Annotated in this window: 16 protein-coding genes; 12 read left to right on the forward strand and 4 right to left on the reverse strand. The window is 46.7% G+C overall.

All coding sequences use genetic code 11. From position 1 onward, the window contains the following. Positions 1 to 14: 14 nt before the first annotated feature. Both ACFI6J_RS08320 and ACFI6J_RS08325 read right to left on the reverse strand, forming a co-directional pair. Positions 15 to 1730 (reverse strand): TIGR03545 family protein, encoded by a 1716-nt coding sequence (locus tag ACFI6J_RS08320; RefSeq protein WP_039224435.1) that lies wholly within the window; start codon positions 1728 to 1730, stop codon positions 15 to 17. A gap of 342 nt (positions 1731 to 2072) precedes the next feature. After that, entirely contained in the window at positions 2073 to 3695 is a 1623-nt protein-coding gene (locus ACFI6J_RS08325) for a methyl-accepting chemotaxis protein (RefSeq protein ID WP_462586007.1), read from the reverse strand. A 445-nt stretch (positions 3696 to 4140) separates the two neighbouring features. On the opposite strand from ACFI6J_RS08325, the gene putA reads away from it, so the two are divergent. The 6 genes from putA (at position 4141) to ACFI6J_RS08355 (ending at position 16400) form a co-directional block, all read left to right on the forward strand. Further along, entirely contained in the window at positions 4141 to 7938 is a 3798-nt protein-coding gene (putA, locus tag ACFI6J_RS08330) for a bifunctional proline dehydrogenase/L-glutamate gamma-semialdehyde dehydrogenase PutA (protein WP_462586009.1), read from the forward strand. A gap of 260 nt (positions 7939 to 8198) precedes the next feature. Next, positions 8199 to 9653, forward strand: coding sequence for an efflux transporter outer membrane subunit (locus ACFI6J_RS08335; RefSeq protein WP_462586010.1), 1455 nt, complete (start codon positions 8199 to 8201; stop codon positions 9651 to 9653). Next, positions 9650 to 11128 carry an efflux RND transporter periplasmic adaptor subunit gene (locus ACFI6J_RS08340; RefSeq protein ID WP_462586012.1) on the forward strand — a complete coding sequence of 493 codons (1479 nt, stop codon included), beginning with the start codon at positions 9650 to 9652 and terminating at the stop codon, positions 11126 to 11128. The genes ACFI6J_RS08335 and ACFI6J_RS08340 overlap by 4 nt, the downstream gene beginning before the upstream one ends. Continuing rightward, positions 11118 to 14345, forward strand: a complete 3228-nt coding sequence (locus ACFI6J_RS08345; RefSeq protein ID WP_462586014.1) for an efflux RND transporter permease subunit — start codon at positions 11118 to 11120, stop codon at positions 14343 to 14345. The genes ACFI6J_RS08340 and ACFI6J_RS08345 overlap by 11 nt, the downstream gene beginning before the upstream one ends. Next, on the forward strand, positions 14317 to 15057 hold the full coding sequence (locus ACFI6J_RS08350; protein ID WP_156085928.1) for a response regulator transcription factor: 741 nt from the start codon (positions 14317 to 14319) through the stop codon (positions 15055 to 15057). Before ACFI6J_RS08345 ends, ACFI6J_RS08350 begins: the two co-directional genes overlap by 29 nt. Next, entirely contained in the window at positions 15051 to 16400 is a 1350-nt protein-coding gene (locus tag ACFI6J_RS08355) for a sensor histidine kinase (protein ID WP_348670536.1), read from the forward strand. The genes ACFI6J_RS08350 and ACFI6J_RS08355 overlap by 7 nt, the downstream gene beginning before the upstream one ends. A 131-nt stretch (positions 16401 to 16531) precedes the next feature. Here the strand turns inward: ACFI6J_RS08355 and ACFI6J_RS08360 are convergent, their stop codons facing one another. After that, a complete protein-coding gene (locus ACFI6J_RS08360) occupies positions 16532 to 17344 on the reverse strand; it encodes a TIGR04211 family SH3 domain-containing protein (protein ID WP_069943706.1) in 813 nt (270 codons plus the stop codon). On the opposite strand from ACFI6J_RS08360, the gene ACFI6J_RS08365 reads away from it, so the two are divergent. Both ACFI6J_RS08365 and ACFI6J_RS08370 read left to right on the forward strand, forming a co-directional pair. Continuing rightward, entirely contained in the window at positions 17307 to 18812 is a 1506-nt protein-coding gene (locus tag ACFI6J_RS08365) for a CYTH domain-containing protein (protein ID WP_039224442.1), read from the forward strand. The two genes, ACFI6J_RS08360 and ACFI6J_RS08365, sit on opposite strands and share 38 nt — an antisense overlap. Positions 18813 to 18888: 76 nt before the next feature. Continuing rightward, positions 18889 to 19968, forward strand: coding sequence for a helix-turn-helix domain-containing protein (locus ACFI6J_RS08370; protein WP_061439409.1), 1080 nt, complete (start codon positions 18889 to 18891; stop codon positions 19966 to 19968). Positions 19969 to 19999: 31 nt separating this feature from the next. On the opposite strand, the gene mutH is transcribed toward ACFI6J_RS08370, so the two are convergent. Then, complete coding sequence (mutH, locus tag ACFI6J_RS08375; protein WP_039224444.1) at positions 20000 to 20677, reverse strand: DNA mismatch repair endonuclease MutH; 678 nt, start codon at positions 20675 to 20677, stop codon at positions 20000 to 20002. A gap of 113 nt (positions 20678 to 20790) precedes the next feature. Here mutH and rppH point away from each other — a divergent pair, with 113 nt between their 5' ends. From rppH to lgt, 4 genes are all read left to right on the forward strand, one after another. Further along, complete coding sequence (rppH, locus tag ACFI6J_RS08380; protein WP_014948179.1) at positions 20791 to 21333, forward strand: RNA pyrophosphohydrolase; 543 nt, start codon at positions 20791 to 20793, stop codon at positions 21331 to 21333. A gap of 123 nt (positions 21334 to 21456) precedes the next feature. Then, on the forward strand, positions 21457 to 23748 hold the full coding sequence (gene ptsP / locus ACFI6J_RS08385) for a phosphoenolpyruvate--protein phosphotransferase (RefSeq protein ID WP_039224899.1): 2292 nt from the start codon (positions 21457 to 21459) through the stop codon (positions 23746 to 23748). 3 nt (positions 23749 to 23751) lie between these two features. Beyond that, positions 23752 to 24558, forward strand: coding sequence for a sulfite exporter TauE/SafE family protein (locus ACFI6J_RS08390; RefSeq protein ID WP_061439411.1), 807 nt, complete (start codon positions 23752 to 23754; stop codon positions 24556 to 24558). A gap of 4 nt (positions 24559 to 24562) precedes the next feature. Beyond that, positions 24563 to 25375, forward strand: a complete 813-nt coding sequence (lgt, locus tag ACFI6J_RS08395; protein WP_014975613.1) for a prolipoprotein diacylglyceryl transferase — start codon at positions 24563 to 24565, stop codon at positions 25373 to 25375. Positions 25376 to 25382: the final 7 nt, after the last annotated feature.

Here is a 25382-nt window from a genome sequence, read left to right on the forward strand (position 1 = left end):
GAGTCAAAGGCGCATTATTCACCTTGGCCCAATTTTCCCTTCAATTTATCAAACAGCTTACTTTTTTGCTGCTCAACAACGTTGTTAAGTTGAGCTTGAAGCAGCTCCTGAAGGGCGGCACTGTCGCCTTGGGCTGCGCTAAGCATACTGTTTACGTCAACAAGCTCGCCTGATAGCAATGATTGTTCGTTACTTATCATGCTGTTGAGTTTGTTGTTTAATTCATCCAGCTTGTCTTTTTGGCTGGCAGTAAGCTGTGAAAGCGCCGCTTTAGCCAGCTTATTATCCAGATCAGACTTAATGTTAAAGCCAGGGTCTGAAAGCGTGCCGTCTAGCAGCATCGTCATGTTTAGGCTGGTTAACGTTTGCAGTGCCTGCGCAATAGCACTGGTGATATCACTGGTGCCAGTTGCTTCCATAACGAGCTGCTGAAGGTCAACTTCGCCCGTACCGGTAAGCATGTTATCAGTGACTTTCATCGATCCATTGGTTTTCATCAGCGCTGATTTAAGCACCGCATTTAGTGTTTCATTACCGCTAAATGAAATGTTAGACATATTCACACCGGCTAGCTGCCAGACTTGGCTAGCGTCAACCCCGTTGCCGTCAATCCAGAATTCACCGCTGGAAGTAAACGACTTTAGTAACTCGCCCGCTGCTTCAATAGTAAAGGTGGTGGGGTTACCGAATACTTCGTGAACGTTTGTAATGTTGTTCCATTTGCTGGTGATAGATTCATTTTGCCAAAGCACTGATACATTGGCTTCTTTCACCAAAATCGACGGCACTTCAGTCGGTGCTTCACTTTTTTCTTCACCTTGAATGAGCGGCATAACAATTTGCATTGCTGCCATAAGGTACTCAGTGTATTCCGCCGCTTTGTCGCCAAACACAAAGTAAGTGACTTGAGAAAGTGCCGCTTGGTCACCTGCAATTACCCCTTTTAGCAACGCGTAATCTTCTTGTGGCGCTTTCTTAAGTGCTTCAACACTTTCACTAAGGGCTTGTTTGGCATCGCTCGCTTTTTCCGTGAAATTGCTAATAAGCGCGCGGTCTGCCTGCATTTCTTCTTTCAACTTATCAAAAGAAGACTTTGCCTGTACCAAGGCTTGAGGGTCTTTGTAGTTCGTTTCTTTTAGCTGGGCTACCTGCGTTTTGTAGTACTCAATGCGCGACTTATCAGGTAGAGATTCATAGTCGTCTTTCAAACCTTTTCCATAGGTTTCGTAGGCAGACTTTGCATTTTCAATGGCAGCAGTGGTTTTTAGTGGATTGCGGGCGAGAAGTTCGTCAACCGTAGGCACGGCTTCTTTGGCTTTTGCTTTAATTTCGTCAAATGACAGTGAACGTTCTGGAACGCGATACACTTCACCTTCAGACTCGCGCTGTGTATCGAACTGCACTTTCAGTAAATCAAGATTGTTTACGATAACTTGATCATCTAACAGTGGCTTTAGCTCAACGTCTGCATGAGCTTCGCCTACAAAAACTTGGTTGTGAGTAGGCTTTGTGGGGTTGGTGAGTGCAATACCTTTCAGCGTAACAGTTGTTGGAAAAAGAGAGTGGTCGAACTCGTCGATATTCACTTCTGCTCCATAGGATTCGCCCAGCTTGGACTCAAGAATAGATTTGATGATGGTATTGGCGAACAGGAAATACACCAAAAATAGCAACACGAAAAAACCGACAACCCATAATAAAATAGGCTTACCCTTTGAACCACTGCTCATATTCAACTCCTTGATTTTTTGCGCGTCTGGCTTTTATTGCGCATAAGTCACTACTTTGGTGGCTAGTATATCGCTCAATAAAAAGTAATCGATTAACCGCCACTTATGGTGCCTCTGAGTGTAATGCACTCAGGTCTTTTCTTCCATACGCAGAAGGTAGGTGTATTGATTAAACCATGTGAGCTTTTAAACAACTTGACGTAAGAGAAGCAAAATTCGGCAAAGTTTACTTTTTTTAAAAGAAAATTACCGTGAGCTATGGAGTGGTAGCAGCAGTAAACGGAGCCTGCTTCTCAATGCTTTGCAGCAAAGCGCAGCAGGCTCGTTGAAATGTAAAATGCTTTAAAGCTTAAAGCGGTTCGCAATGTCCATTATTGCTATACAGCTTGCGCGTAACGCCTGGCTCGCAGCTGCTAATTCATCTGCCGTTCTCAAGCTACTATCAGCAGCACCCGAAAGCGCATTGATGCGCATATTCGCTTCGGTAGCGGCTTCCGCTTGCTGCTCGGTAGCCCGCGCTATTTCGCTACTCATATCTGCAATTTCAGTCATTAAGCGATCAGCTTCTTGCAGATTTTGATTCGCCTGTATAGCGTTGTCTACCGTTTTGGTTGACGCTGACTGGCTTACTTTTACTGCATCTACTGCGCTTTTGGCATTACTTTGCAGCTTTTCTATCATCGCTTGAATTTCATCGGTACTTTGTCCGGTTCGACTTGCCAGTGTACGCACTTCATCAGCTACGACGGCGAAACCTCGTCCTTGCTCGCCAGCTCGCGCTGCTTCTATAGCAGCGTTAAGCGCCAGTAAGTTAGTTTGTTCGGCAATGCCGCGAATTACATCAAGCACTGCACCAATGCTTTCAGTCTGCGCAGCAAGTTCGGTAACAGCGCTACTTACGCTTTCAATATCAGAGGTAAGAGAGCGTATATCGTTTACGGTACTATCCACAACCGAGGCGCCGTTTTGCACGTTACCCCGCGCGCTGCTGGTACTTTTTTCTGCAGAATCTGCGTTATTGCTAACCTCATTTATCTGCGTTGTCATCTCTTCCATGGCAGCGGCAACTTGAAGCATATTTTCATTTTGCGTCTGTGCCTGAGCGTTACTATTTTTACTTGATGTTTCTACAAGTTCTGCTTGCTGGGTCAGTGAATTAATATTCTCACGGATCCCCAACAGAGAATGGCGCATTTTTTCGGTATATTCATTAAAGTAGCGTGCCAAACGCGTTACTTCATCTTGGCCAGTTTCAGGCAACGAGCGGGTAAGATCACCTTCTCCTTGTGAGATATCCTTCATTCGCTCACTTACTTCTTGAACCGGTTTCACTATGCTGCCGCCAATCACATAAACAAGCACCACAACTAGCACTATGCTAACCAGACAAAACACCGCAATCACATTGCGAAGATGAGCAAACTCTTTTTCAAGATTGGTAAGGTAGATACCAGAGCCCACTGTCCATCCCCACGGCTTGAACTCTTTAACGTAGGAAATTTTGTCGGTAGGTGACTCTTCACCGGGAAGCGGCCATACATAATCGACAAAACCTTCACCTTTCGATTTCACTTTTTGCGCCATTTCTATAAAGAAGGCTTTGCCGTTCCCGTCTTTAAAGGTTCGTAAATCTTGACCGTCAAGGGCGGACTTAATGGGGTGCATAACCATAGATGGCGTTTGGTCTTGGATCCAAAAGTAGTTGCTGCCGTCGTATCGTAGCGCTTTGACGGCCTCTAACGCCAGTTGCTTAGCCGTTGCCTCGTCTACGTCGGCGCGCGCCGCGAAGCTACTGAGCATGGTATGAACCACCTCGACCAGGTGCTGATTTTCATCATAAGACTTTTGCTTTAATGCTTCGTAGTGCCTGTTTAAAACAACGGCAGTAAGAAGTACAAATAACAGCGTAATTAGGGCAACGATAATGCCCAAACGTTGAATTAAACTGAATTTTCTTAACCACATCGGCAAATACCTATCTATTTGTATTTTTGTTTTTTTAAAGTGTAGACGGTTTTTTATTAACCGCTTTTTATTACGATTAAAAATACACCATATATAGACGAGCTTTACTACGACTTTAGAAGCAAATCGCTCACCGCTTTTGTACTAAAAAATAATGCGGTATCAACAGGCTAAAAAATGTCATCTAACGCACTGAATACGTAGCTTGACAGAGAATCAAAAAAACTTTGCTGGTAGGGGCTTGGCAGGGCGATTTTGTGTGCTACCATCCGCGCAAATTTGGCACTGTCGTGATCTTCATCCAAAAGTATAAAGTTAAAAGAAGAACGACAGGTCAACGCAGGGTTTCGACTTTGCTTGTTTTTTAGCCGCTTCCATGTAACCGTGAGCAGTCTTACACGGCGGGAACGCTTTTTGTTACAGCTATTTCTATGAAAGGGTTGCAATGCTCATTAACGACACACTTCATACAACTTCACCCCTACGCCAGCGTATAAGAGACTACTATCGCATTAGTGAGTCGGTGGCTGTGGATCAAATCCTTCCCATTGCCGAGGTAAACCCACGTGCACGAAGCCGTGCATGGGAACGCGCACGAAAGATGGTGCTTCAAATTCGCCGAGAGCAAGAAGGGCACGGTGGTGTTGACGCATTATTAAATGAATACTCGCTATCTACAGCAGAAGGTGTGGTATTGATGTGCTTGGCTGAAGCCTTGCTGCGTGTTCCAGACAAAGCCACTCAAGATGAGCTTATTCGTGACAAACTGTCTCAGGGACAGTGGACACCTCACTTGGGGAATTCAGAGTCGTTATTTGTTAACGCATCGGCGTGGGGCTTGTTGTTTACGGGCAACATGGTGAACTATGCCGACAAGCGCAAGAAAGAACAGTTTGGCTTATTAAAACAAACCCTTGGCCGCTTGGGTGAACCTGTTATTCGCCGCGCCATGAACATTGCGATGCGCGTTATGGGTCGTCAGTTCGTTATGGGCGAAACCATTGAAGATGCGGTAGATCGCGCCAAAGAGAAAGAAACCAAAGGGTACGTATATTCTTACGACATGCTAGGCGAAGGCGCACGCACTATGCGCGACGCTGAGCGTTACTACGATGCATACGTAAAAGCAATAAAAGTAATCGGTAAAGCGGCTAACGGACGCGGTCCTAAGCGTTCACCGGGGATCTCGGTAAAGCTTTCTGCTATTCACCCACGCTTTGAATTTTCTCACCGCGAACGCGCCATGGCAGACATTCCGCCGCGCTTGAAAGCGCTGTGTATGATGGCGAAAGAATACGATATCGGTTTAACCGTAGATGCGGAAGAAGCTGACCGTCTAGAGCTTTCTCTAGATATTATTGAAGCTGTATTTCGCGATGAAGACCTGAACGGTTGGACAGGCTTTGGCTTGGCCGTACAGGCCTACCAAAAACGCGCAATCCACGTTATAGAGCACTTACGTGAACTTACCCTAGAGGTAGGTCGTCCGCTAATGGTACGTTTGGTTAAAGGCGCTTATTGGGATACTGAGATTAAGCTTACTCAACAAGCGGGCCTTGAAGAGTTCCCTGTATTTACCCGTAAGTCGTCAACAGATGTGTCATACCATGCCTGTGCGAACCGTCTACTTGAGTATCGCGACACCATTTACCCGCAGTTTGCGACTCACAATGCCTACACAGCGTCTGTTATTGTTGAGCTTGCTGGTGACGACAAAGAAGGTTTTGAGTTCCAGTGTCTGCACGGTATGGGCGATACCCTTTACGATCAGGTGGTAACACAGGATAAAATTCAGTGCCGTGTTTATGCTCCTGTAGGTGAACACGAAGACTTATTGGCCTACCTTGTACGTCGTCTTCTTGAAAACGGCGCGAACTCGTCGTTTGTAAACGCTATCGTTGACGATGAAAAACCGGTTGAGTCTTTGCTTGAAGATCCGGTAGAGAAAACACAACGCCTGAAAGTACGCTATAACAAGTTAATCAAAACCCCACGTGGGCTGTATGCGCCAGAGCGCGATAACTCCCGTGGTCTAGACCTTACCGACACCAATGCGGTAACGGCGCTTAAACACGAACTTGAACGCTGGCAGGATTACTACAAAGTAACCGGTGAAGTGCCAGAAGGTGCGACAGCGGTACTTAGCCCAACTAACCACAACGACGTGGTAGGTTATCATCATTACGCTACGCCTGATGATATGCGCAAGGCATTAGATGAAGCCGAAGCTGGGTTTGAAGCATGGTCTAAACGCGATGTAAGCGAGCGCGCTGAAATACTTAATCGAACGGCAGATGCGCTTGAGCGCCACATGGCTGAGCTTATCGCTATCTGTATGCGTGAAGCCGGTAAAGTAGCGCAAGACAGTATTGATGAAGTGCGTGAAGCCGTTGATTTCTGTCGCTACTACGCGGCGCGTGCAGAAGAGCTTGCTGAAGATCAACGCTTACTTCCTCGTGGTGTTGTGCTTTGTATTAGCCCGTGGAACTTCCCACTAGCCATCTTCTTAGGTCAAGTGGCAGCGGCACTTGTAACAGGTAACACGGTTATTGCTAAGCCTGCTGAACAAACCAGCATTATTGCGCAGCGCGCGGTAGATATTATGCACTCGGTAGGGCTGCCAGAAGACGCACTGAAACTTATTGTATCGCCTGGTAAAGAAGTGGGCGAAACCCTTCTACCAGACGAGCGCATTAAAGCGGTAATGTTCACAGGTTCAACGCAAACCGGTACGTTAATTTCCCAAGTGCTTGCAGAACGTGGTGGCGAACAGGTGCCATTGATTGCAGAGACGGGCGGTCAAAACTGTATGATTGTTGATTCAACTGCACTGCCAGAGCAGGTAGTTGATGACGTGATCCACTCTGGTTTCCAAAGTGCCGGTCAGCGCTGTTCAGCGCTTCGCGTATTGTTCGTACAAGATGAAATTGCTGATGACCTTATCGAAATGCTAACCGGCGCCATGAAAGAGCTTACCGTTGGTGACCCAACGCAGCTTGCTACCGATGTAGGCCCTGTTATTGATGAGAAGGCGCTTAAGAGCCTGACCGATCACCAAGAGTATATGGAAGATAAAGCTAAGCTGCTTTATCGCAATGAAATGCCAGCAGGCTTTGAAAACGGTACTTTCTTTGCGCCGACCTTATATGAAATCAAGAACATTGATGTGCTTGAAAAAGAAGTGTTCGGCCCTGTGGTACATATTGTTCGCTTTAAGTCGAAAGACCTTGATAGTGTGCTAAAGCAAATCAATGGTACAGGTTACGGCCTAACTATGGGCATTCACTCGCGTATTGAAGAGCGTGCTAACGAACTAGCAGCCAAGAGCCGCGCGGGTAACGTATACATTAACCGCAACATGATTGGCGCTATTGTTGGCGTTCAGCCTTTCGGTGGACGTGGATTGTCTGGTACAGGTCCAAAAGCGGGTGGCCCTAACTATCTGCCTCGCTTAATGATGGAACGTGCCACACCTAAGCCATCGCACATTGATGATGTAGACGGTACTGATGCAGCACTTGTAGGTGATGAAAAGATTGCCGAGCGTGCGCACGTGATGATGGATAAAGCGAAAGCGGTAGAAGTGCAGTGGCGTCATACGCCGTTAAATGACCGTATTTCTATGGTACGTCAGCTTCTGGCAAAAATTGCGAAAGTAGACATTGTTGATGAGCTTGCTGATGACTTGAACCGTACGCTTGCGACAGCGCGTCAGCAGTTAACCAGTGTTGAACGCAAGCTTGCCAAGCCTCAAACCTTGCCGGGACCAACAGGTGAATCGAACAAGCTTTACCTAGAGCCTCGCGGGATTTTGGTGTGTTTTGCCGATAAAGAAGTAACCTTTGAATACTGGTTACTGTCTATTGTGACCGCGCTATCAACGGGTAACCCGGTAGTATCAGTTGTGTCTGAAATCTTCTATGAAGAAGCAGTAGAAATTCAAAACAAGTTTGAATCTACTGGCGCACCAAAAGGCTTATTCCAGGTAGCGCGTCTTGCGCATCTAGATACCTTGCTAATGGATGAAGATTTATCTGGCGTGGTGGTCGACTCTGGTACAGAGCGTACTGCGCGTATTACAGCAATGCTGTCATCTCGCGAAGGCGCTATCTTGCCGGTTATCACAGCAGAATATAACGATAACCTTATTCAGCGTTTGATGACCGAAAAAACCATCAGTATTGATACTACGGCATCAGGTGGTAACACATCGTTGATGACCCTAGTTGAAGATGATGAATAAGCGGTAATACTTGCGGTAAATACCGACTTGGCAAGATAGCGATTTAATTGAGAGCTATCTTCACAACATGTCATTCAAAGGCCAGCGCTAAGCTGGCCTTTTTAATACCTTATTCTTACCTTTCTCATTTATTTCTAATTCCTTGCTCTTTCCTTAACCGGACCTTAACCCTGCGTTTGAAATACTCGTGTCAGTTAATTTAAAAAAGCTGCGCATAGACCTTCGAAAGTAGCCTGTGCGCCAAATGATAGGCACAAGTCATGGGCAAGATAAAACTGACGGTAAATAGCATTACCCTTTGCATTTTGCTGTCTGCATGTACAAGTACTGATGACAGAGCGTTGAGCGAATCGGCATCGTCGTCAACGGGTAACAACGTTGTGTGGCAGTCTCAAGCACAGCAACAAGAATCAACACAAACCTTGCTGCTGAATTCGGACACGACGTTAACCGATATCATTGATATCAAAGAGTTACCCCACTTAGCCGGTTACATTGATGAAGCCCTGTCTTCTAATGCTAGTCTGCAGCAGTCGTTAATAACGCTTAGAAAAGCACAAGTAGCCATTGATAGTGCAAAAGCGGATAGGAACCTTAATGTTGACGCGAGCTTCTCTGCGTCAAAAAGTGAAACCACCAATAGCAGTGCATCTACCAGCTCAAATACCAACTCCAGTACGAGCTCTAATTCGAGCAGTCCGAGCTATAGCGCGAGCATGAATGTCAGTTGGGAGCTGGACCTATGGCAAAAAATCAGCGATGGAATAAGTGCAGCAAACTTAGATGCAGCAAGTGCCAGAGCCAGCTATCAGTCTGCCAGAGATTCTCTGGTCGCTAACGTAGTAAGAAGCTATATCGACGTACTCACTCAGCAGCAATTACTGAATATTGAGCAGTCTCGGTTAACGGTACTAGAAAATAACGAAGCCGTTATTTTAAAGCGCTATAGCACCGGGCTGGGAAGCCTAGACGATTTAGATACTGCGCGTACAAGCAGTGCAAATACTCGCGCTACTATTGCCCAATATGAAAATGCACTTTTAACAGCAAAGCGCACGTTGGCCGTACTCTTAGGCAGACAAAACCAATCGCTAAACGAGCTCAACACTCAAGTTAGTTTTCCCGACGTGTTATTGCCGCTAACAACTTTGCCGAAACAGGATCTGGCACGTAGACCCGATCTTCAGGCGGCCTTTTATGCGTTAAAAGCAACAGAGTTTGAAGTCGATGTGGCCTACAAAGCCCTGTTGCCAAGCATTAGCTTGTCTGCATCCCTTTCTGATAATGCCTCTACACCTTCACAAGCTTTGTTTACTAACCCTTTGTGGAGTTTGCTTGGACAGATGACCGCGCCACTGTTTCAGGGGGGCGCTCTAAGGGCGCAAGTTGAAGATGTAAAGCTAACCTCAGCCAATGCCTGGTGGCAGTATCGCGAAACGTTATTAACGGCGGTACAGGAAACCCAAAATGCGCTGGATAGCGAAACCGCGTTGAGTGCTCGAATTAGCCACACCAACGTGGCGTTAGCAAATGCGGAGCGCAGCGTCTCTACCATTGAAGGTCAATATCGACAGGGCCTTGCTGACATCTTGGACTTACTCTCCGTGTATGACACGCGCTTTAACCTACAAGCTCAGGCAGTTGAACTGCACGCCCAGAAATTACAAAACCGAATTGACTTAGGCCTAGCCCTTGGCCTTGGAGTGTCACAATGAGAAACAAACGAATTATTGTAACCTTACTCGCTGCTGCAAGTATTGCGCTAGCGGTTATGTATACCATGATGAATATGGGCGCCCAACATCCCGGCGCAAAACCGCAGACCGAATCAAGGCCAACGTCTCCAGCAATTTCCGCGAATGCTGAGCAATCACAAAATGGCGCTCAGGCAAAGAAACCTGCAGGTGGTGAAAGGCCAGCAGCATTACCTACTGCCGATAGCGGTGTGAACAGGCTTAACAAGGCAATCGACACGTCTTCAGTGAATACCACTAATCGCAGCCCAAAGGGAGAACAAAGCGGCAATACTCAGCTGGCTCAAGTAGGCGTTATTGATGTAACCGCCGACAGCTATAACGCTAAGGTGAGGGGGTATGGTCAGATTGTTCCGCAAGATAGTTTGAGCTTAGTCGCACAGGTTAGTGGTCAAGTTACTGATATATCTTCGTCTTTTAAAACTGGTGCCCTAGTGGCAAATAACACGGTATTGGCACGTATTGATGACACCAACTATCAACAGGCGTTAGCAAGTGCAAATGCTACCTATCAAGCGGCTGTGGTAAGTCTAGAAGAAGAGCGATTACAGGGTATTCAAGCGAAAGATGAATGGACACGTTCAGGGCTTGATGGTGAACCTTTATCGGCATTAGTACTGCGTGAGCCGCAGCTAAAGGCGGCTCAGGCCACTTTGGATGAAACCGAGCAAAGTGTAAATTCAGCCAAGCGAGATTTGGCGTTTACCTCGTTACGTGCACCTTTTAATGCATTGGTGGTCAGCCGTGACATTGCGCTAGGGAGCTATGTTCAAGCTGGCAGTGCGGTCGCCACACTCTATTCTGCAGATATTGCCGAAGTGGCTATTGGTCTTTCACCTAGCCAATGGGCTCAACTACCTTCTGGTGATGAAACGCAATTGTCTGGTGATGCCTCCCTTAACTGGCCGGTAACGCTTACCGATACCACTACGGGAAACACCTGGGTTGCCAATATCGTTCGCGCTGAATGGCATCAAAGTGATACAACGCGTCAGCGTAACGCCATAGCGGTTGTTGAGAAGCCGCTGGCGCAATCAACGCCTCTTCTATTCGGCAGCTTTGTGCAGGCAGACATTGAAGGAAGAGCACTCGACAATGTCTGGAAACTGCCGGCTTCTGCTATCTCGCAAAAGCAAGAAGTATGGTTAGTAATGCCATCTACCGGGCAGTTGGCAAAGTTCACGCCTTCGGTTTTGTTTGAAAGCGAAGGTTATGCCTACATCACCCCGCCAAAAACCAGTGAAGTTACGGGCGATATTGTGAGTAATGTTGCGGGAAAAACCTCGGGTAACGCTAGCGACAACAGCATGTCAGAACAGGTTGGCGAAATACGCCAAGCGCTGGTGGTTGCGCGCCCTTTAAACAGCTATCTGGTGAATACCAAAGTATTGCCTGTAGTGGAAGGACAAACAGGAGGGCAAGCTGATGACAAATAATCGAAACGGCGCGCCGTTTGACGGGGGCGAGAGTCCGAAAGGCAATAGGAATGGTGGGAATAACGCCCGGGGAATTATCGCTTGGTTTGCGCAGAACTCAGTAGCGGCCAATTTGCTCATGGTCAGCCTTATTGTGCTTGGCTTGGTTTCCATGAACGATATCCGCAAAGAGGCATTTCCAAGTATGGAGCCACGCTTTGTTACCATTTCAATGACATACGATAGTGGTGATCCTAAACAAGCAGAAGAAGGGATAGCTATCAAAATTGAAACCGCTCTGGAAGCAATTCCGGGGATTAAGCGAATTACCTCTACCTCGAACGCCAGCGGCGCCAGTGTGCAGGTAGAAAAAGAAACCGAATACGATTTAGACACGCTTTTCAACGACATCAAAACCGAAGTAGATAGTATTTCTAACTTCCCGTCAGATGCTGAAAACCCTGTTATCAGCAAAGCACGCCGACAAGAACACGCTATTTGGGTGCAGCTTTATGGTGACGTCGACCACGCTTCGCTTCAATACTTGGGTGAGCAATTAGAACGAGATTTACTGGCAACAGATGACATTCGCGAAGTCAGCGCAGGCAGCTTTGTCGACCCTATGATGTCTATTGAAATAGACGAAGGTAAGCTTCAAGCCTACGGATTAACGCTGTCAGACGTGGCTGATGCCGTTAACCAGGAGTCGAATACCGCGCTTACAACCAGCTTGCGCAACAAAGAAAAAGTGATTCGTTTAAAAGCGTCTGAACAGTCTTACTGGGCGAAAGATTTTGCCAACATCCCCCTCATTACCGATACCAATGGCGTCATACTCACCGTTGGCGATGTTGCTACAGTGCGCGATATGTTTGCCGACGACAGCTATCACTTGTCACGTTACAACGGTACCAATGGCTATGGCATCCAGGTGCTTATGGACGCATATGGTGACGTAACAAAAATGGTACAGCAGGCTCACGAAGTAGTGGACGCATGGCACGAAAAAGGCTTGCTACCTGAAGGCGTAGAGCTTGAAACCTGGTATGACAAAAGCACGCTTATTACCGAGCGATTGACGCTACTTACCAGCAATGCGCTTATGGGCATTGTGTTGGTATTTGTTACTCTTGCCGTGTTTCTAAATTTACGCGTGGCATTTTGGGTGGCGGCTGGCTTGCCCTTTATCTTCTTCGGCACCTTGTACTTCATGACCGACAGCTATACGGGAATGACGCTAAACGAAATGACCACATTCGGTTTTATCATGGCCCTTGGCATTGTGGTGGACGATGCCGTGGTGGTGGGGGAAAGCGTGTACGCCACGCGTAAACAGCATGGCGATACGCTTCAAAATACCATCTTAGGTACCCATAAAGTGGCGGTTCCCACACTGTTTGGTGTACTAACCACAGTGGCCACTTTTTTCGCATTATCGAACGTATCGGGCGGCTTAGGTACGCTTTATTCTCAGTTCGGCACTATCGTTACCTTGTGTTTGTTGCTGTCGGTGGTGGAATCGAAGCTGATCTTACCTTCTCATTTAGCTCATCTGCCAACTAAGCAAAAAGCGCGAAGGGGATTAGGTGGCGTATGGAACAAAGTACAGCAAAAAGCGGATGGTGGACTTCAGTGGTTTAATTACCGCGTGTATGAGCGCTTATTGAAAGTCACCGTAGCCTACCGTTATGCCGCTGTATTGTTGTTTATTGCCTTATTTGTCATGGTGGTTAGCCTACCGCTTATAGGTGCGGTAAGAGTAAGCTTCTTCCCCAGCATGCAGGGCGACACGGTTTCGGCCAATATGTCGCTTTACAGCGATGCCAGCTATGGACAGAACGAACGCAACTTAATGCTGCTAGAGAAAAATGCGCTTGAGGCAGACCGCCAATTAACCCAAGAAAATGGCGCAGATAAAAGTGGCATTAGCAGTTTGCAAGTAACGGCGAGTGGTGATCAAAGCGGCACAATCACCATTTCACTTGATGAAGACTCCTCTTATTCTCTTGATGAATTGTCGGCACGCTGGAATACGTTAACTGGCAATTTAGAAGGCGTAAAAAGTCTAAAAATACGCTCACGCCGAGAGATGGTCGACGGGTTTAACGTTGAAATTAAAAGCATTAACGACGATACCCTGACGGCGGCTAACGATGCCTTTATTGAAGTACTTAACAATATCGATGGTGTATATGCAGTTGAGAGTTCGCTAACACCCGGCGAAGCCATGATGCGCTTTGAACTTACCCCCGAAGGACGAGCGTTGGGGTTGAATACGCAAAGCCTATCGCAGCAACTGTTAAAAGCATTTGGTGGCGAAATTGTTCAGCGCTATTTGCGCGATAAAAACGAAGTAAAAGTGCGGGTGCGTTATCCTGAACAAGACAGAATGAATCCGTCTGATGTAATGAACACGCAAGTGCGTCTGGACGACGGCACCGTAGTACCGCTTTCTGTAGTGGCTAACGTTATTCAAGATGTACAAGAAAAACAGGTGGTACGTATAGACGGCCTACGCGCCCTAACGGTTAGCGCGTCGGTGGATAGCGATGTTATCACCTCAACCGAACTGGTGAATTACTTAAACAACGAGTTTGTTCCTCAGCTATCGCGTCAGTATCAGGACTTATCGCTTTATTTTGCCGGTGAGGCTGAGCAGCAAGCTGAAACGCAAAGCTCCATGCAGAGCGTGTTTATATTAGCCTTGTTGTCTATTTTTGCGTTGTTGGCGATTCCGCTTAAATCCTACGTACAGCCGCTTATTATTATGACCGCCATCCCCTTTGGTATAGTCGGAGCCATTATCGGCCACTGGTCGAATGGATTAATGATAAGTCTGCTCTCGCTGAACGGCATACTGGCGCTTAGCGGCGTAGTGGTTAACGACAGCTTGTTGTTGGTTTCACGATTCAACGCTTTGCGAGAAGAAGGTGTGCCGGTGGAAACGGCAGTTATTGAAGCTTGTACCAGTCGCTTGCGAGCTGTGTTGTTGACCTCAATTACCACCTTTGTAGGCTTATATCCCATATTGGGCGAAACGTCGGTACAAGCGCAGTTCTTAATTCCGGCAGCCGCGTCGCTGGGTTACGGTATATTGTTTGCCACCGTCATCACACTTTTATTAATACCCGCATTACTGTTAATTTATGACGATGTAAGCCGTCTAATGGCAAAGCATTTGGTTAAACCTTTAACGGAGAGTACGGCTAATGATCCGCGTGTTACTAGTGGAAGATGATATGGGCCTGGCGGGCAATATTATCGACTATTTAGAGCTTGAAGACATGGTATGTGACCACGCTGCAAACGGTGTAGCCGCGCTGTCTCTTATCCAAAAGCATCCGTTTGATGTTGTGGTGCTGGACATTAATTTACCGCGACTTGATGGCTTAAGCGTATGTGAGAGGGTGCGGGAAGACGGCAACGATACGCCTATTATTATGCTAACCGCCCGTGACCAGTTGGAAAACAAGCTAGAAGGGTTTCAAAAAGGCGCCGATGACTATTTAGTGAAACCGTTTGACATGCCCGAACTGGTTGCTCGGGTTTTTGCACTGGCGCACAGGCGTTCATCACAAGTGAAAAAGCTGCGCTTTGGCAACGTAAGTTTAGCAATGGGAAGCGACGTAGTAAGTGTTGAGAACGTGCCTATTAAGTTAAGCCCCACAGCATTTACGCTGCTAAAGGCATTGTTACAGCAACAAGGAAAAGTTATGCCACGGGAGCGTCTTCTCGATGCGGTTTGGGGAGAAGAAGCGCCAGAGAGCAATGCGCTTAAAGTGCATCTTCATAATTTGCGTAAATCACTGGTGCAAGCGAATGCCAGCATAGAGGTAAAAGCAGTAGCCGGCACAGGCTTTTGTGTGACGTTAAAACCAGAGCAGTCCAATTCAGTGCAAAGTACAAGCGCGGAACCAAAAAGTACAAATAAAGGAAACGATCAGTGGTAAATGGCCTTCGCATCAGCTTAAGACGCTACGTCTTGTGGTCGCTATTAAGTTTGGCCGCCGTAGTTATTGTGCTCTTTTCAATACAAAGCAGCGATAGCTTTTTCGATGGTATGGACGGCATGCTGAGAAATACCATGATACGGGCGGCAGAAAGCGCAAAGCTTGATGACAACAAGCATGCTCAAATTCTCGATTTACATGTTTTTGCGAACTACGAGAGTTTGCCTGACGAAGTGAAGCAGAGCTTTTCCAAAGAGAGCTTTATACCGTTTTCACTTATGAAAGATATCAACAAACCTGATTGGTTTTCCCGTCCTATTTCGGCTCACTTTGCCGTGTTAGTTCCGTTAGAAAATGGAGAATCGCGATACGTTACCCAAGTGTTTGTCGCGCCACCTTCTGACGGCAAAAAACACTTTAGAATAAACCATGTTATTTACAGCGCCATTGTGGGCGTAGTTGCACTGGTTTCGTTTTTTGTCGCCTTGCTTTTTCTTATGCGCAGCGTGTCTCGCCCCATAGAGTCATTGCAGAGGTGGGCGGCGTCTTTGGATGAACAAGAGCTCGATAAGCCTATCCCAGAGTTTCGTTATAAGGAACTTAACGCGCTAGCAGGGATGACACATGGCAGCTTGCAAAACGTGCGCAATACCCTAAATCGAGAACGAGAATTTGTTAACCACGCGAGTCACGAGCTTAGAACGCCGATTGCCGTTATTAGAAGTAGCGCGGCATTACTGCACAGAGTGATCGATAGTGAAAATACTAAAGGCAATAACGCGCTTGCGCGGGTGGATCATGCCTCAAAAACCATGGCAGATTTGACCGAAACTCTACTTTGGTTAGGAAGAAATGAAGAAGCAGCTTTACCCAAAGAAAAGGTTAACCTTAAAGCAATGGTTGAGGCTCTAAGCCAAGATTTAATGTATTTGCTGTCGGGAAAAGACGTGAGTGTGCAGCTGCAATTGAGCGATTGTGAGTTAACGCTGGCCAAAACGGCGAGCGAAATTGTGATAGGAAATGTGATTCGAAACGCTTATCAGCACACGCAGCAAGGAAGAGTCACAATAAGTCTTTCAGATGCAACGCTCACCGTGCTCAACGAAGAGGACGGCCTTGAAGAAGAGGCGCTTAACGAAAAAGGCCAAGCGACTTTATCTGCGCCGACTATCAGTGAATTAGATGGCGGATTTGGAATAGGGTTAAAACTCATTGATAAGCTTTGTGCGAAGCTTAAATGGGGTTATGCACATGAGAGGATAACAGCCCGAGGGTCACACGATGAACAAGGTGATGTTTCTCGTATGACAAGAGGGTATAGAGTGTTGCTTACAGTACGATAATAGGCGCATATAACTCATCAAAGTGTTTGCACGTTGTCACTCCTAATCCATTTACCGAAACGAGCCCAATAGAAAACGCCGATGCTAACATCGGCGTTTTCGTTTTTTAGCGTCCAGCTTTAAAACCTACACTACATCCATTCGCTGTTTCTACGCTTGCGTTTAGGAAGGTAAGTGAGCATTACACCAAGCAATATCCCCACGCCTGCCACTATGCCACCGCGAGTAAACCAGGTAACAAGCTCGTCTTTATTAGCGCTTTCAACCTTAGCCGTTAAACGAATAATTTGAGACGCTTGCTCGTCGTTTGTGGTGGTAAGTTTAGACACCTTTTGGCGAGCATCGTTAAGCTGCTGACGAAGTTTGGCATTTTCTGATTGTGCAGCTTGAAGTCCACTTTGGCTCTCAGCTAGCTTCTCACTTATGATTGGCAATTGCTCGGCTTGCGACATGGTATTAGACACAAACTTACTTTCAACCCAGCCTTTACGTCCTTCGTTGTCGGTAATTTGGGTAAATTCAGCATCATTGTCGCGGGAGAGCACAGTAATAGGTGTGCCCGCCTCAATTGAACCTAGAATGCGGTAGTTACGACCAGGTCCAGTATGCATAAAGATAAACAAGTCATCTCTTATGTAATGCGAAGAAGACGCTTCTAAATCAGCGGTATCTTGTAGCGAAAATGCTTGAAAAGAGCATGCAATAAGGGCTGCTGCTAACCACTTTCGAATCATATGAAGTCCAATTTTAGAATTTAAAACGTGAAGATGGTATTGGTTGACCGCGATAAAGGCAAGTTTGTTCCACTTTTGTCTAATTAAAGCATCTTGTTTCATGGCGCCAGCATTGCGAAAAGTAAGCGACAAAGGTAAGGTGTCAGCATCATAAGCTGTGCCTAGCGCAACCATGTCAGAAATAGAATTAAAATTTGTAACGGGTGACAACGCCCACCATGCGTTTACTCAACGTGTACTTCCTCTTTTCGAAAAAAACAGTATTCAGGTTAACTCTCATCGTGAAATGCGCCTTGAAAACGACTATTACGATACCGATAAGCTCGATTTTCAAAACAATAAAATGGGCTTTCGTGTTCGAGGTAACAATGGTGAATACGAACAGACGCTAAAGACTAACGGCGTGGTCAGCGGTGGTCTGCACAAACGCATGGAATACAATGTGAGCCTTGATAATTCAAGGCCCGACCTCACGCTATTTGAAGCCAGCGCTTGGCCCCAAGATTGGGACGTGGCGGCAAAAAACACGCGTCTATCTAAACAGTTTAGCACTCACTTTACTCGCAATGCCTATGTGGTTAGTGTGGGTGAAAGTGTGGTTGAGATTGTGCTGGACTGTGGTGAAGCAAGTACAGAAAAAGCCAGTTCCCCAATCAACGAAATAGAGCTTGAGTTGATGTCAGGTGATATCAACAGTTTGTTTACGTTAGCTGTGCTAATAAACGACAACATGCCGGTACGCCTTAGTGATGTATCAAAAGCGGCGCAGGGATATCAATTACTTCACGGTTTTAACGCTAAAGTTCGACACCTGCCAGATTTCCTTGCGCTTGAAGACACAACCACCACGGAAGAAGCATTTAGCCACGCGGTTCAAACTGCATTGGCGCATTGGCAGCACCACGAGCATGTGTTTTGCGAAAGTGGTTCAATAAAAATGCTCGCGGAAGTCGCCAAGAGTGTACGCTTGTTACTTCAAAGTGTATCGCTTTACTTGCCGGTTCTGCAGTGCCCTGAGCTACTAGCCCTGCATAAAAAACTGGTCACCCATGCGCAAAAGTGGGGTTGGCAAGACGACTTACAAAGTTTGCGTTACTTGCTCTCTAAAAAGAGCATGTTTAACAAAACTCTCAGCAAACATCCTGCAGTAGTAAGCTATTTGCAAGGACGACAAACAGGTTTAATGCAGGCTCATGAGCCCGAAAAGCTGTTTTTCGACAACGATGCCACAGACATTAAGCTACACGCCATAAGTCTTATTCAGAATAAGCCGTGGCAAAAAGTCGCAACGGGTTTTGATCATCCCGTGCTTGATCATGCAAAAGGCTGGCTGTCGCAAGGTTGGCAAACTGTACAGCAAAGTATGCCGCTAAATAAAACCATGGGGCCTGCCAATTACAGCGCTGTAGAAGTAATGCTTAGGCAGACATTATGGAGTGGATTTCTGCTCGGTGACTTGTTTGTAGAAGAGCGGGGTAATTTTCGCGCACCGTGGTTAGATTTGCTCACTGGTATTGATGAGCTGAATGCGCTGCTTATGTTAAAGCAGTCGATAGACGACGCCGAAGTAGACTCCCATGACGAAGTGCGTAAATGGACAGCAGAGAAACTCAGCACGCTTATTCGAATTATGGAACGAACTCGCACAGTGGCTATGCAACGTGACGTTTACTGGTAATTGTTTTCTATGCATATGTGGTTACTGTAAACATGCACGGTAAAGGCAACTCGAATCTCAAGGATGGAGGGCGCTGATGACCTCAGCCATAAATGACTATTTCCTTTACGCACTGCTTGGCATTTATGCCATTGGCTTTGTGCGTCTGTTCGTTCAAAAAGTCAATTTACGCAGTGGACGCTGGCTAACGGCAGCGTTTTTGTGCTGGCCTGTATTTATGCTGGATGAGTGGCTCCGTATGGCAAATGCCACAGGGCTGGCTAGTATCTACGGGTTATCAGAAGTATTTGCTGTTATCGCGATTACGTGTTGTTACCGCGCAATAAAACCCATGCTGTTAGCTTATCCTACGGCAAGAAAGCGACTGTGGTGGCCGGTAGTAGTGACCGGCGTTTTTCAGTGCGCCATTCTCCTGATACCCGTAGACGATAAGCAGCAATGGCTCTCATCGTCTCCTCATGGTCAGCCTCTGCTATTGTGGCCTGCCTATATTGCATCACTGTTAACGGGGTTTAGCGTGTTGCTCATAGGTATTCTTATTACCGAGCATATTCAAATGTACCATAGGCACTTACCAGAGCAGGCGGTGGATATAAAAAACCTGAAAATGCCTAGGCTTGCCGGAGTAATGGGAAGCTTGGTTGGCGTTGCGTTTATGAGTATTCTACTTGTGACGGCCGCAACATTCGGCTTCTTCCCTGTTCCTTTTTGGGAAGGGTTTCATCATCTGATGATTGGAACGGCAATTCTAATTGTACTGTTTTCACTAACCTTTATACGACGGACGTCCCCGTCGCCACTCGATTACGAACGCTTAGATGAAGGCAAGGCAACGCCTTATGAAATTAGCAGTATTATTTCTAAAGCAGAACGCTACACCATAGAATCAAAGGCGTACAAGGTTCGCTTCCTTACCCTCAGTGAGTTTTGTAAAGGGGCAGATATCGACCCCACCTCGCTCGCATTGGCCTTGCAACTTACTGAAAAGAAAAACTTTAGACGTTTCATTTTCCACTACCGCTTAGAGTACGCCAAGAATGTACTGCTGCGCAGCGACGCTAAACTTGAAGCCGTGGCAAAACGCATGGGGATAAATTCAGAAAAGTTTTTGAGTGAATATTTCGTTAAACACCTAAACTCCACGCCGCTAAGATAACAAGAGTATTATGCTAGGCGTTGAGTTCGCGTTAGCCACCAAATGCATTTATCAATATTTGATGGGTGAAGGTTTTACGTAAATAAAAGCCGCGAGGACGGGTTTTAATACGCTGACCTTCAGGCCCCAACGCGTCAGTGAGCACTTTCCCGTTTGCCGCCTTAGGACGAATGTGTAAGGCCTCGCCTTGACGAGAGGTGATCGACTCAACCTGTCCAGTTGCAATTTGCTCGACCAGTTCCTCCCAATCGTGTCTCAATACCGCATCTTCGTGTTCATTCGGTCGCCAGTAGAAGCCTGTTGCTACCCGCCTATGGGCCAGCGGAATAGCTCTGTCACCTTCAATTGGTAGCCATAATACCTGCTGCAGTTTGTTTCGCACGTTAGACGTTTCCCATGTAATGCCGGGCGTCATCAAAAGCGGGGCAAAACAGACGTAGGTGGTTTCTAAAGGCGAAAAATGGGCGTCGATGGGAATGGTTTTAAGTTCGATGCCAAGTTCAGGAAAGTCCTGCTGAGGCTTCGAACCTGCACTCGCGCCCAGCCACTTCTCTATCAGCATGCCTGGCCACCCCTTGTGACGTTGTAAATTGGCCGGTATGGCTACATTTGCCATGTCCGCAAGCTCTCCAAGCGTCAAGCCCGCTATCGCATGACAACGAGCTAAAAGGCTATCTGGAGATGACGGGGGAGACGCTGGTGGCTGCATAAATATGGTTAATTTCCTGTTTGAAAAGCGGGTACGAATATTAAGACTATGATTGGAGCATAGTTTGTGGAAGAATGAAAACATATAACAGTATAGTGTGCCCGGGAGTCTATGTGATAGATGCCGATGGATTCCGTGCGAATGTGGGCATAGTGATTTGCAACAAAATGGGTCAAGTATTTTGGGCAAGACGTTATGGTCAACATTCATGGCAGTTCCCTCAAGGCGGAATTGATGAAGGGGAATCTGCTGAACAAGCTATGTACCGCGAGCTTCACGAAGAAGTAGGGCTGACACCGAAAGATGTCACTATTTTAAGTGTTACCCGTAACTGGCTTAGATATAAGCTGCCTAAGCGATTAATTCGACAAGGCAGTAACCCTGTTTGTATAGGGCAAAAACAAAAATGGTTCTTGTTGCAGCTCGATTGTAACGAGCGAGACGTTAATGTACTTAAAACAGGTCATCCTGAATTTGATGACTGGAGGTGGGTAAGTTACTGGTATCCAATAAGAAACGTTGTATCGTTTAAGCGCGATGTATACAGACGAGTAATGAAAGAGTTCTCGCCTGTAGTTATGTCTGCGCAGCATCGGCCTCAACAGCGCCAAAACGCAGCGCCACATAAACGTGGCAAGAAACGCAGGCGTGGATAAGCGTATGCGAAGTTCAGGTACGCAAGAAAGAGGTGTGCAATATTGCGGTGTGCGGAGTAAGCAGCGAGTAAACTGCGAGTAAAAAAGGAAAAACCGGTGAGCCCTCAGAGCCAGCAAGGAACAATGTTAACCACGTTAAAGCGTATCGTGCAGGAAATGAATCAAATTCCTGCTCTCGATACGGCGTTGTTTAGGCTAGCCTCGCGGGTTAAACAGACCCTAGATGTCGATTCATGCTCTATTTACCTTGCCGATTACGACACCCAAGAATTTATCCTTAAAGCCACTGACGGACTACATCCCGATGCAGTCGAGCAGGTACGCATTGGCTTCTCAGAAGGGCTTATCGGGCTGGTAGGTCAGCGGGAAGAGCCTCTTAATATCGTTAATGCTCATAGCCATCCTCGATTCAAACATTACCCCGAAGTTCAGGAAGAAAACTATAACGCCTTTTTAGGTACGCCTATTATCAACCAACGGCGTGTGCTTGGTGTTATTACCCTTCAGCAATCACAAATGCGCCGCTTCAGTGAAGACGAAGAAGCATTTTTAGTCACCCTTGCTGCGCAGCTCGCGTTAGAAATAACCAATGCTGATATTCGCGGGGCTTTGACGCTGTCAAATTCGAACGACAATACTGCGCGGCAAAAAAATGTGCGTGGTATTGCGGGTTCTCCAGGCCTTGCTATTGGCAAGGGAGTGTCTCCAGACAAATCTATTAACCTTAAAAACTGGGTCGTAAAGCGCACGCAATCTCCTCAAGATCAAATTCAACTCTATCGCAAAGGGGTTGAAGTTACGCGAGGTCATGTCGATGCGTTATCGAAGCGGTTAGATGACGGCATTCCCGACGATGTTAAATCCATTTTTCAGCTGTATCATCATCTGCTAGATGCCAACAGCCTTGGGCGGGAAGTAGAAGAAAAAATTCGCCAAGGTTGGGATGCGGCGTCTTCATTGAAAATGGTTGTAGAAAGCTATGCCGCGCGCTTTCAGGCAATGGACGACCCTTACATGCAAGAGCGTGCCATTGATATTGTCGATTTATCCGACCGTATTCTTGCCAACATTTTGTATGAAGCGAATGGCAAAAAGGTTACTGAAAAAACGATAACCGAAGCCAGTATTCTCGTAGCTGATGAAGTCTCAGCGCCTATGCTTGCCGAATTTCCAAGAGGTAAGCTAAAAGGCATTATTTCTATTCGCGGTTCAAATAACTCTCACGCGGCAATATTGGCTAGAGCCATGGGCGTGCCTGCAGTGATGGGCTGTCAAAACGTCACGCCAGCACTACTCGAAGACAAAGAGATTTTGCTTGATGGGTATTCAGGCGAGGTCATTGTATCGCCTGAACGTAACATCAAGTCTGAATTTATACAGCTCATTGAAGAAGAGTCGGCCATCGCAGAGAAAATTGACGCCGAGGCTGATAAACCTTGCGAAAGTGTTGATGGCTGTAGAATGTCTCTTTATATCAACGCTGGCCTTTCAGCTGAAGTCGAACTAAACGCTGAACAAATTGGCGCGGGTGTAGGGCTTTATCGCACCGAGATCCCCTTTATGTTACGCGAGCGTTTTCCTTCAGAACAAGAGCAAGTAAAGCTGTACCGCCAAGTGCTAGAGGCCGCGCCTTCATTGCCTATCACTATGCGTACTCTCGACGTAGGAGGCGATAAGCCACTACCGTACTTCCCAATTAATGAAGAAAACCCATTTTTGGGGTGGCGAGGCATCCGCCTAACCCTTGACCATCCAGAAATTTTCTTGGTTCAGGTTCGCGCCATGCTGCGTGCAAGTGTAGGCCTAAGCAATTTGCAAATTATGCTGCCTATGATCTCCACCGTATCTGAAGTGCAGGAGTCTAAGCGACTAATTAATCAGGCATATTATGAAATTTGTGATGAGATTGCAGAGTCAGGACAAACGTTAACCAAGCCTAAGTTAGGTATTATGCTAGAGGTACCGTCGGTACTTTATCAGCTACCTCAATTAGCAAAGCACGTGGATTTCTTTTCGGTAGGCAGTAACGACCTGACCCAATATCTGCTCGCGGTGGATAGAAACAATACGCGGGTGGCAGGGCTCTACAATAGCTATCATCCTGCGGTATTAGGGGCGCTTTACGACGTGGTTCAAAAAGCCAATCAAAATCAAGTGCCCGTGACTATCTGTGGTGAAATTGCAGGTGAGCCAGCTGGAGCATTACTGCTAATGGGAATGGGTTATCGCCGCCTAAGTATGAACGGCTTTAACTTAAGAAAAATAAACTGGCTTATTAGAAAAGTCACGCTGGATGAATGTAAGCAATTACTGTCATTGGCGCTCACCTCTGTTAGCCAAGAAGAAGTCTTTGTGCACTTGAATCAATATCTTGAAACCAAGGGCCTGGGAGGCCTTATCCGAGCAGGTGCTTAAGGAATGGATCCATTAGTTGTAATAGTTCTCAGCTGCCTTATTTTAGGTTCTGTGGTAGGTGTTTTGGCGGGTATGCTGGGCATTGGCGGTGGGCTTATCATCGTTCCTGTGTTGTCGTATTTGCTTATACATTTCATGGGAATGACCACTGAAACCGTAATGCCAGTCGCTATCGCTACCTCATTATCTACCATCATCTTCACAGGAATGTCGTCGGCCTTCGCGCATTACAAGCTGGGTAATATTCAAAGGCATGTTGTGCTTTACACAGGCTTAGGTATTGCTTTTGGCGCATTTGCCGGAGCACAGATAGCAAGCCATATTTCGGGTGAACTGCTTAAAGATGTGTTTGCGGTGCTGGTTATTTTGATTGCGATGCAGATGATATTTGGTAAGCAAAAAGCCTCAGAAAATGACGCATCAAAAGGTACGCTTGCGACTGTTGGTGGTGGAGCTGGCTTACTAAGTGCACTTATGGGGATTGGTGGCGGTGCATTATTGGTACCTGCGCTGGTATGGTTTCGTGTTAATGTACGGGCGGCAATTGGCTGTGCAGCCTTTTGCGGACTCATTATTGCCGTTTTTGGTACCACGAGTTTTATCGTGGCCGGTTACAATGCGATAGATGTACCAGAACATAGTTTAGGTTATGTGTATTTACCTGCAACAGCTGGTATTGTTGCCACCTCTATGTTTACAGCAAACATAGGTGCAAAGCTTGGGCAGCGAGTAAATGTTCGTGTATTAAAAGCGATGTTGGCGTGCTTACTCGTGTTGGTGAGCATTAGAATGATTTTAGGAATTGAATAAAGTAATGGAACAGAGCAGTTATCTGGTATTTCCCAGTATCGACCCCGTTATCTTCAGTGTCGGTCCGTTAAGTGTCCGCTGGTACGGCCTTATGTATTTGGTGGGCTTTATCGCCGCTTACCTATTGGCACAAAAGCGTCTTTCACAAACCAACTGGAGCCGTGAGCAGTTAAGCGACCTGCTTTTCTGGAGCTTCGTTGGCGTAATATTAGGCGGTCGAATAGGCTATGTGCTTTTCTACCAGTTTGGTATGTTTCTCGACGATCCCTTGTACTTATTCAAAATTTGGGCTGGTGGAATGTCCTTCCACGGCGGGCTTTTAGGGGTGCTAACAGCCTTATTCTGGCGCGCCAAGTGTATGAACACGACCTTCCTTCGACTAGGGGACTTTGTTGCCCCGTTAGTACCCATTGGCTTAGGTGCAGGACGCATAGGAAACTTCTTAAACGCTGAACTTTGGGGGCGTAGCACCGATGTGCCTTGGGCGGTCATTTTCCCCAACGCGGGTCATGTTCCTCGGCACCCGTCCCAATTGTACGAATTTGCGCTTGAAGGCGTACTACTCTTTATTATCCTATGGCTATTTTCTGCCAAAAAGCGTCCAGTAGGGGCGGTCAGCGGCTTGTTCTTACTTGGTTACGGCACCTTCCGATTTATCGTTGAATACTTCAGAGAACCCGACGCACATATTGGCTTATATCAAATGGGACTAAGCCAAGGGCAACTTCTTTGTTTACCTATGATAGCTTTAGGAATAGGATTAATAGTCCGTGCTTACATGCGCGGAAAAGACCATGTTGAACAGCAAAAAATATAAGAATAAC

The sequence above is a fragment of the Alteromonas sp. G4i13 genome (genome assembly GCF_054960505.1).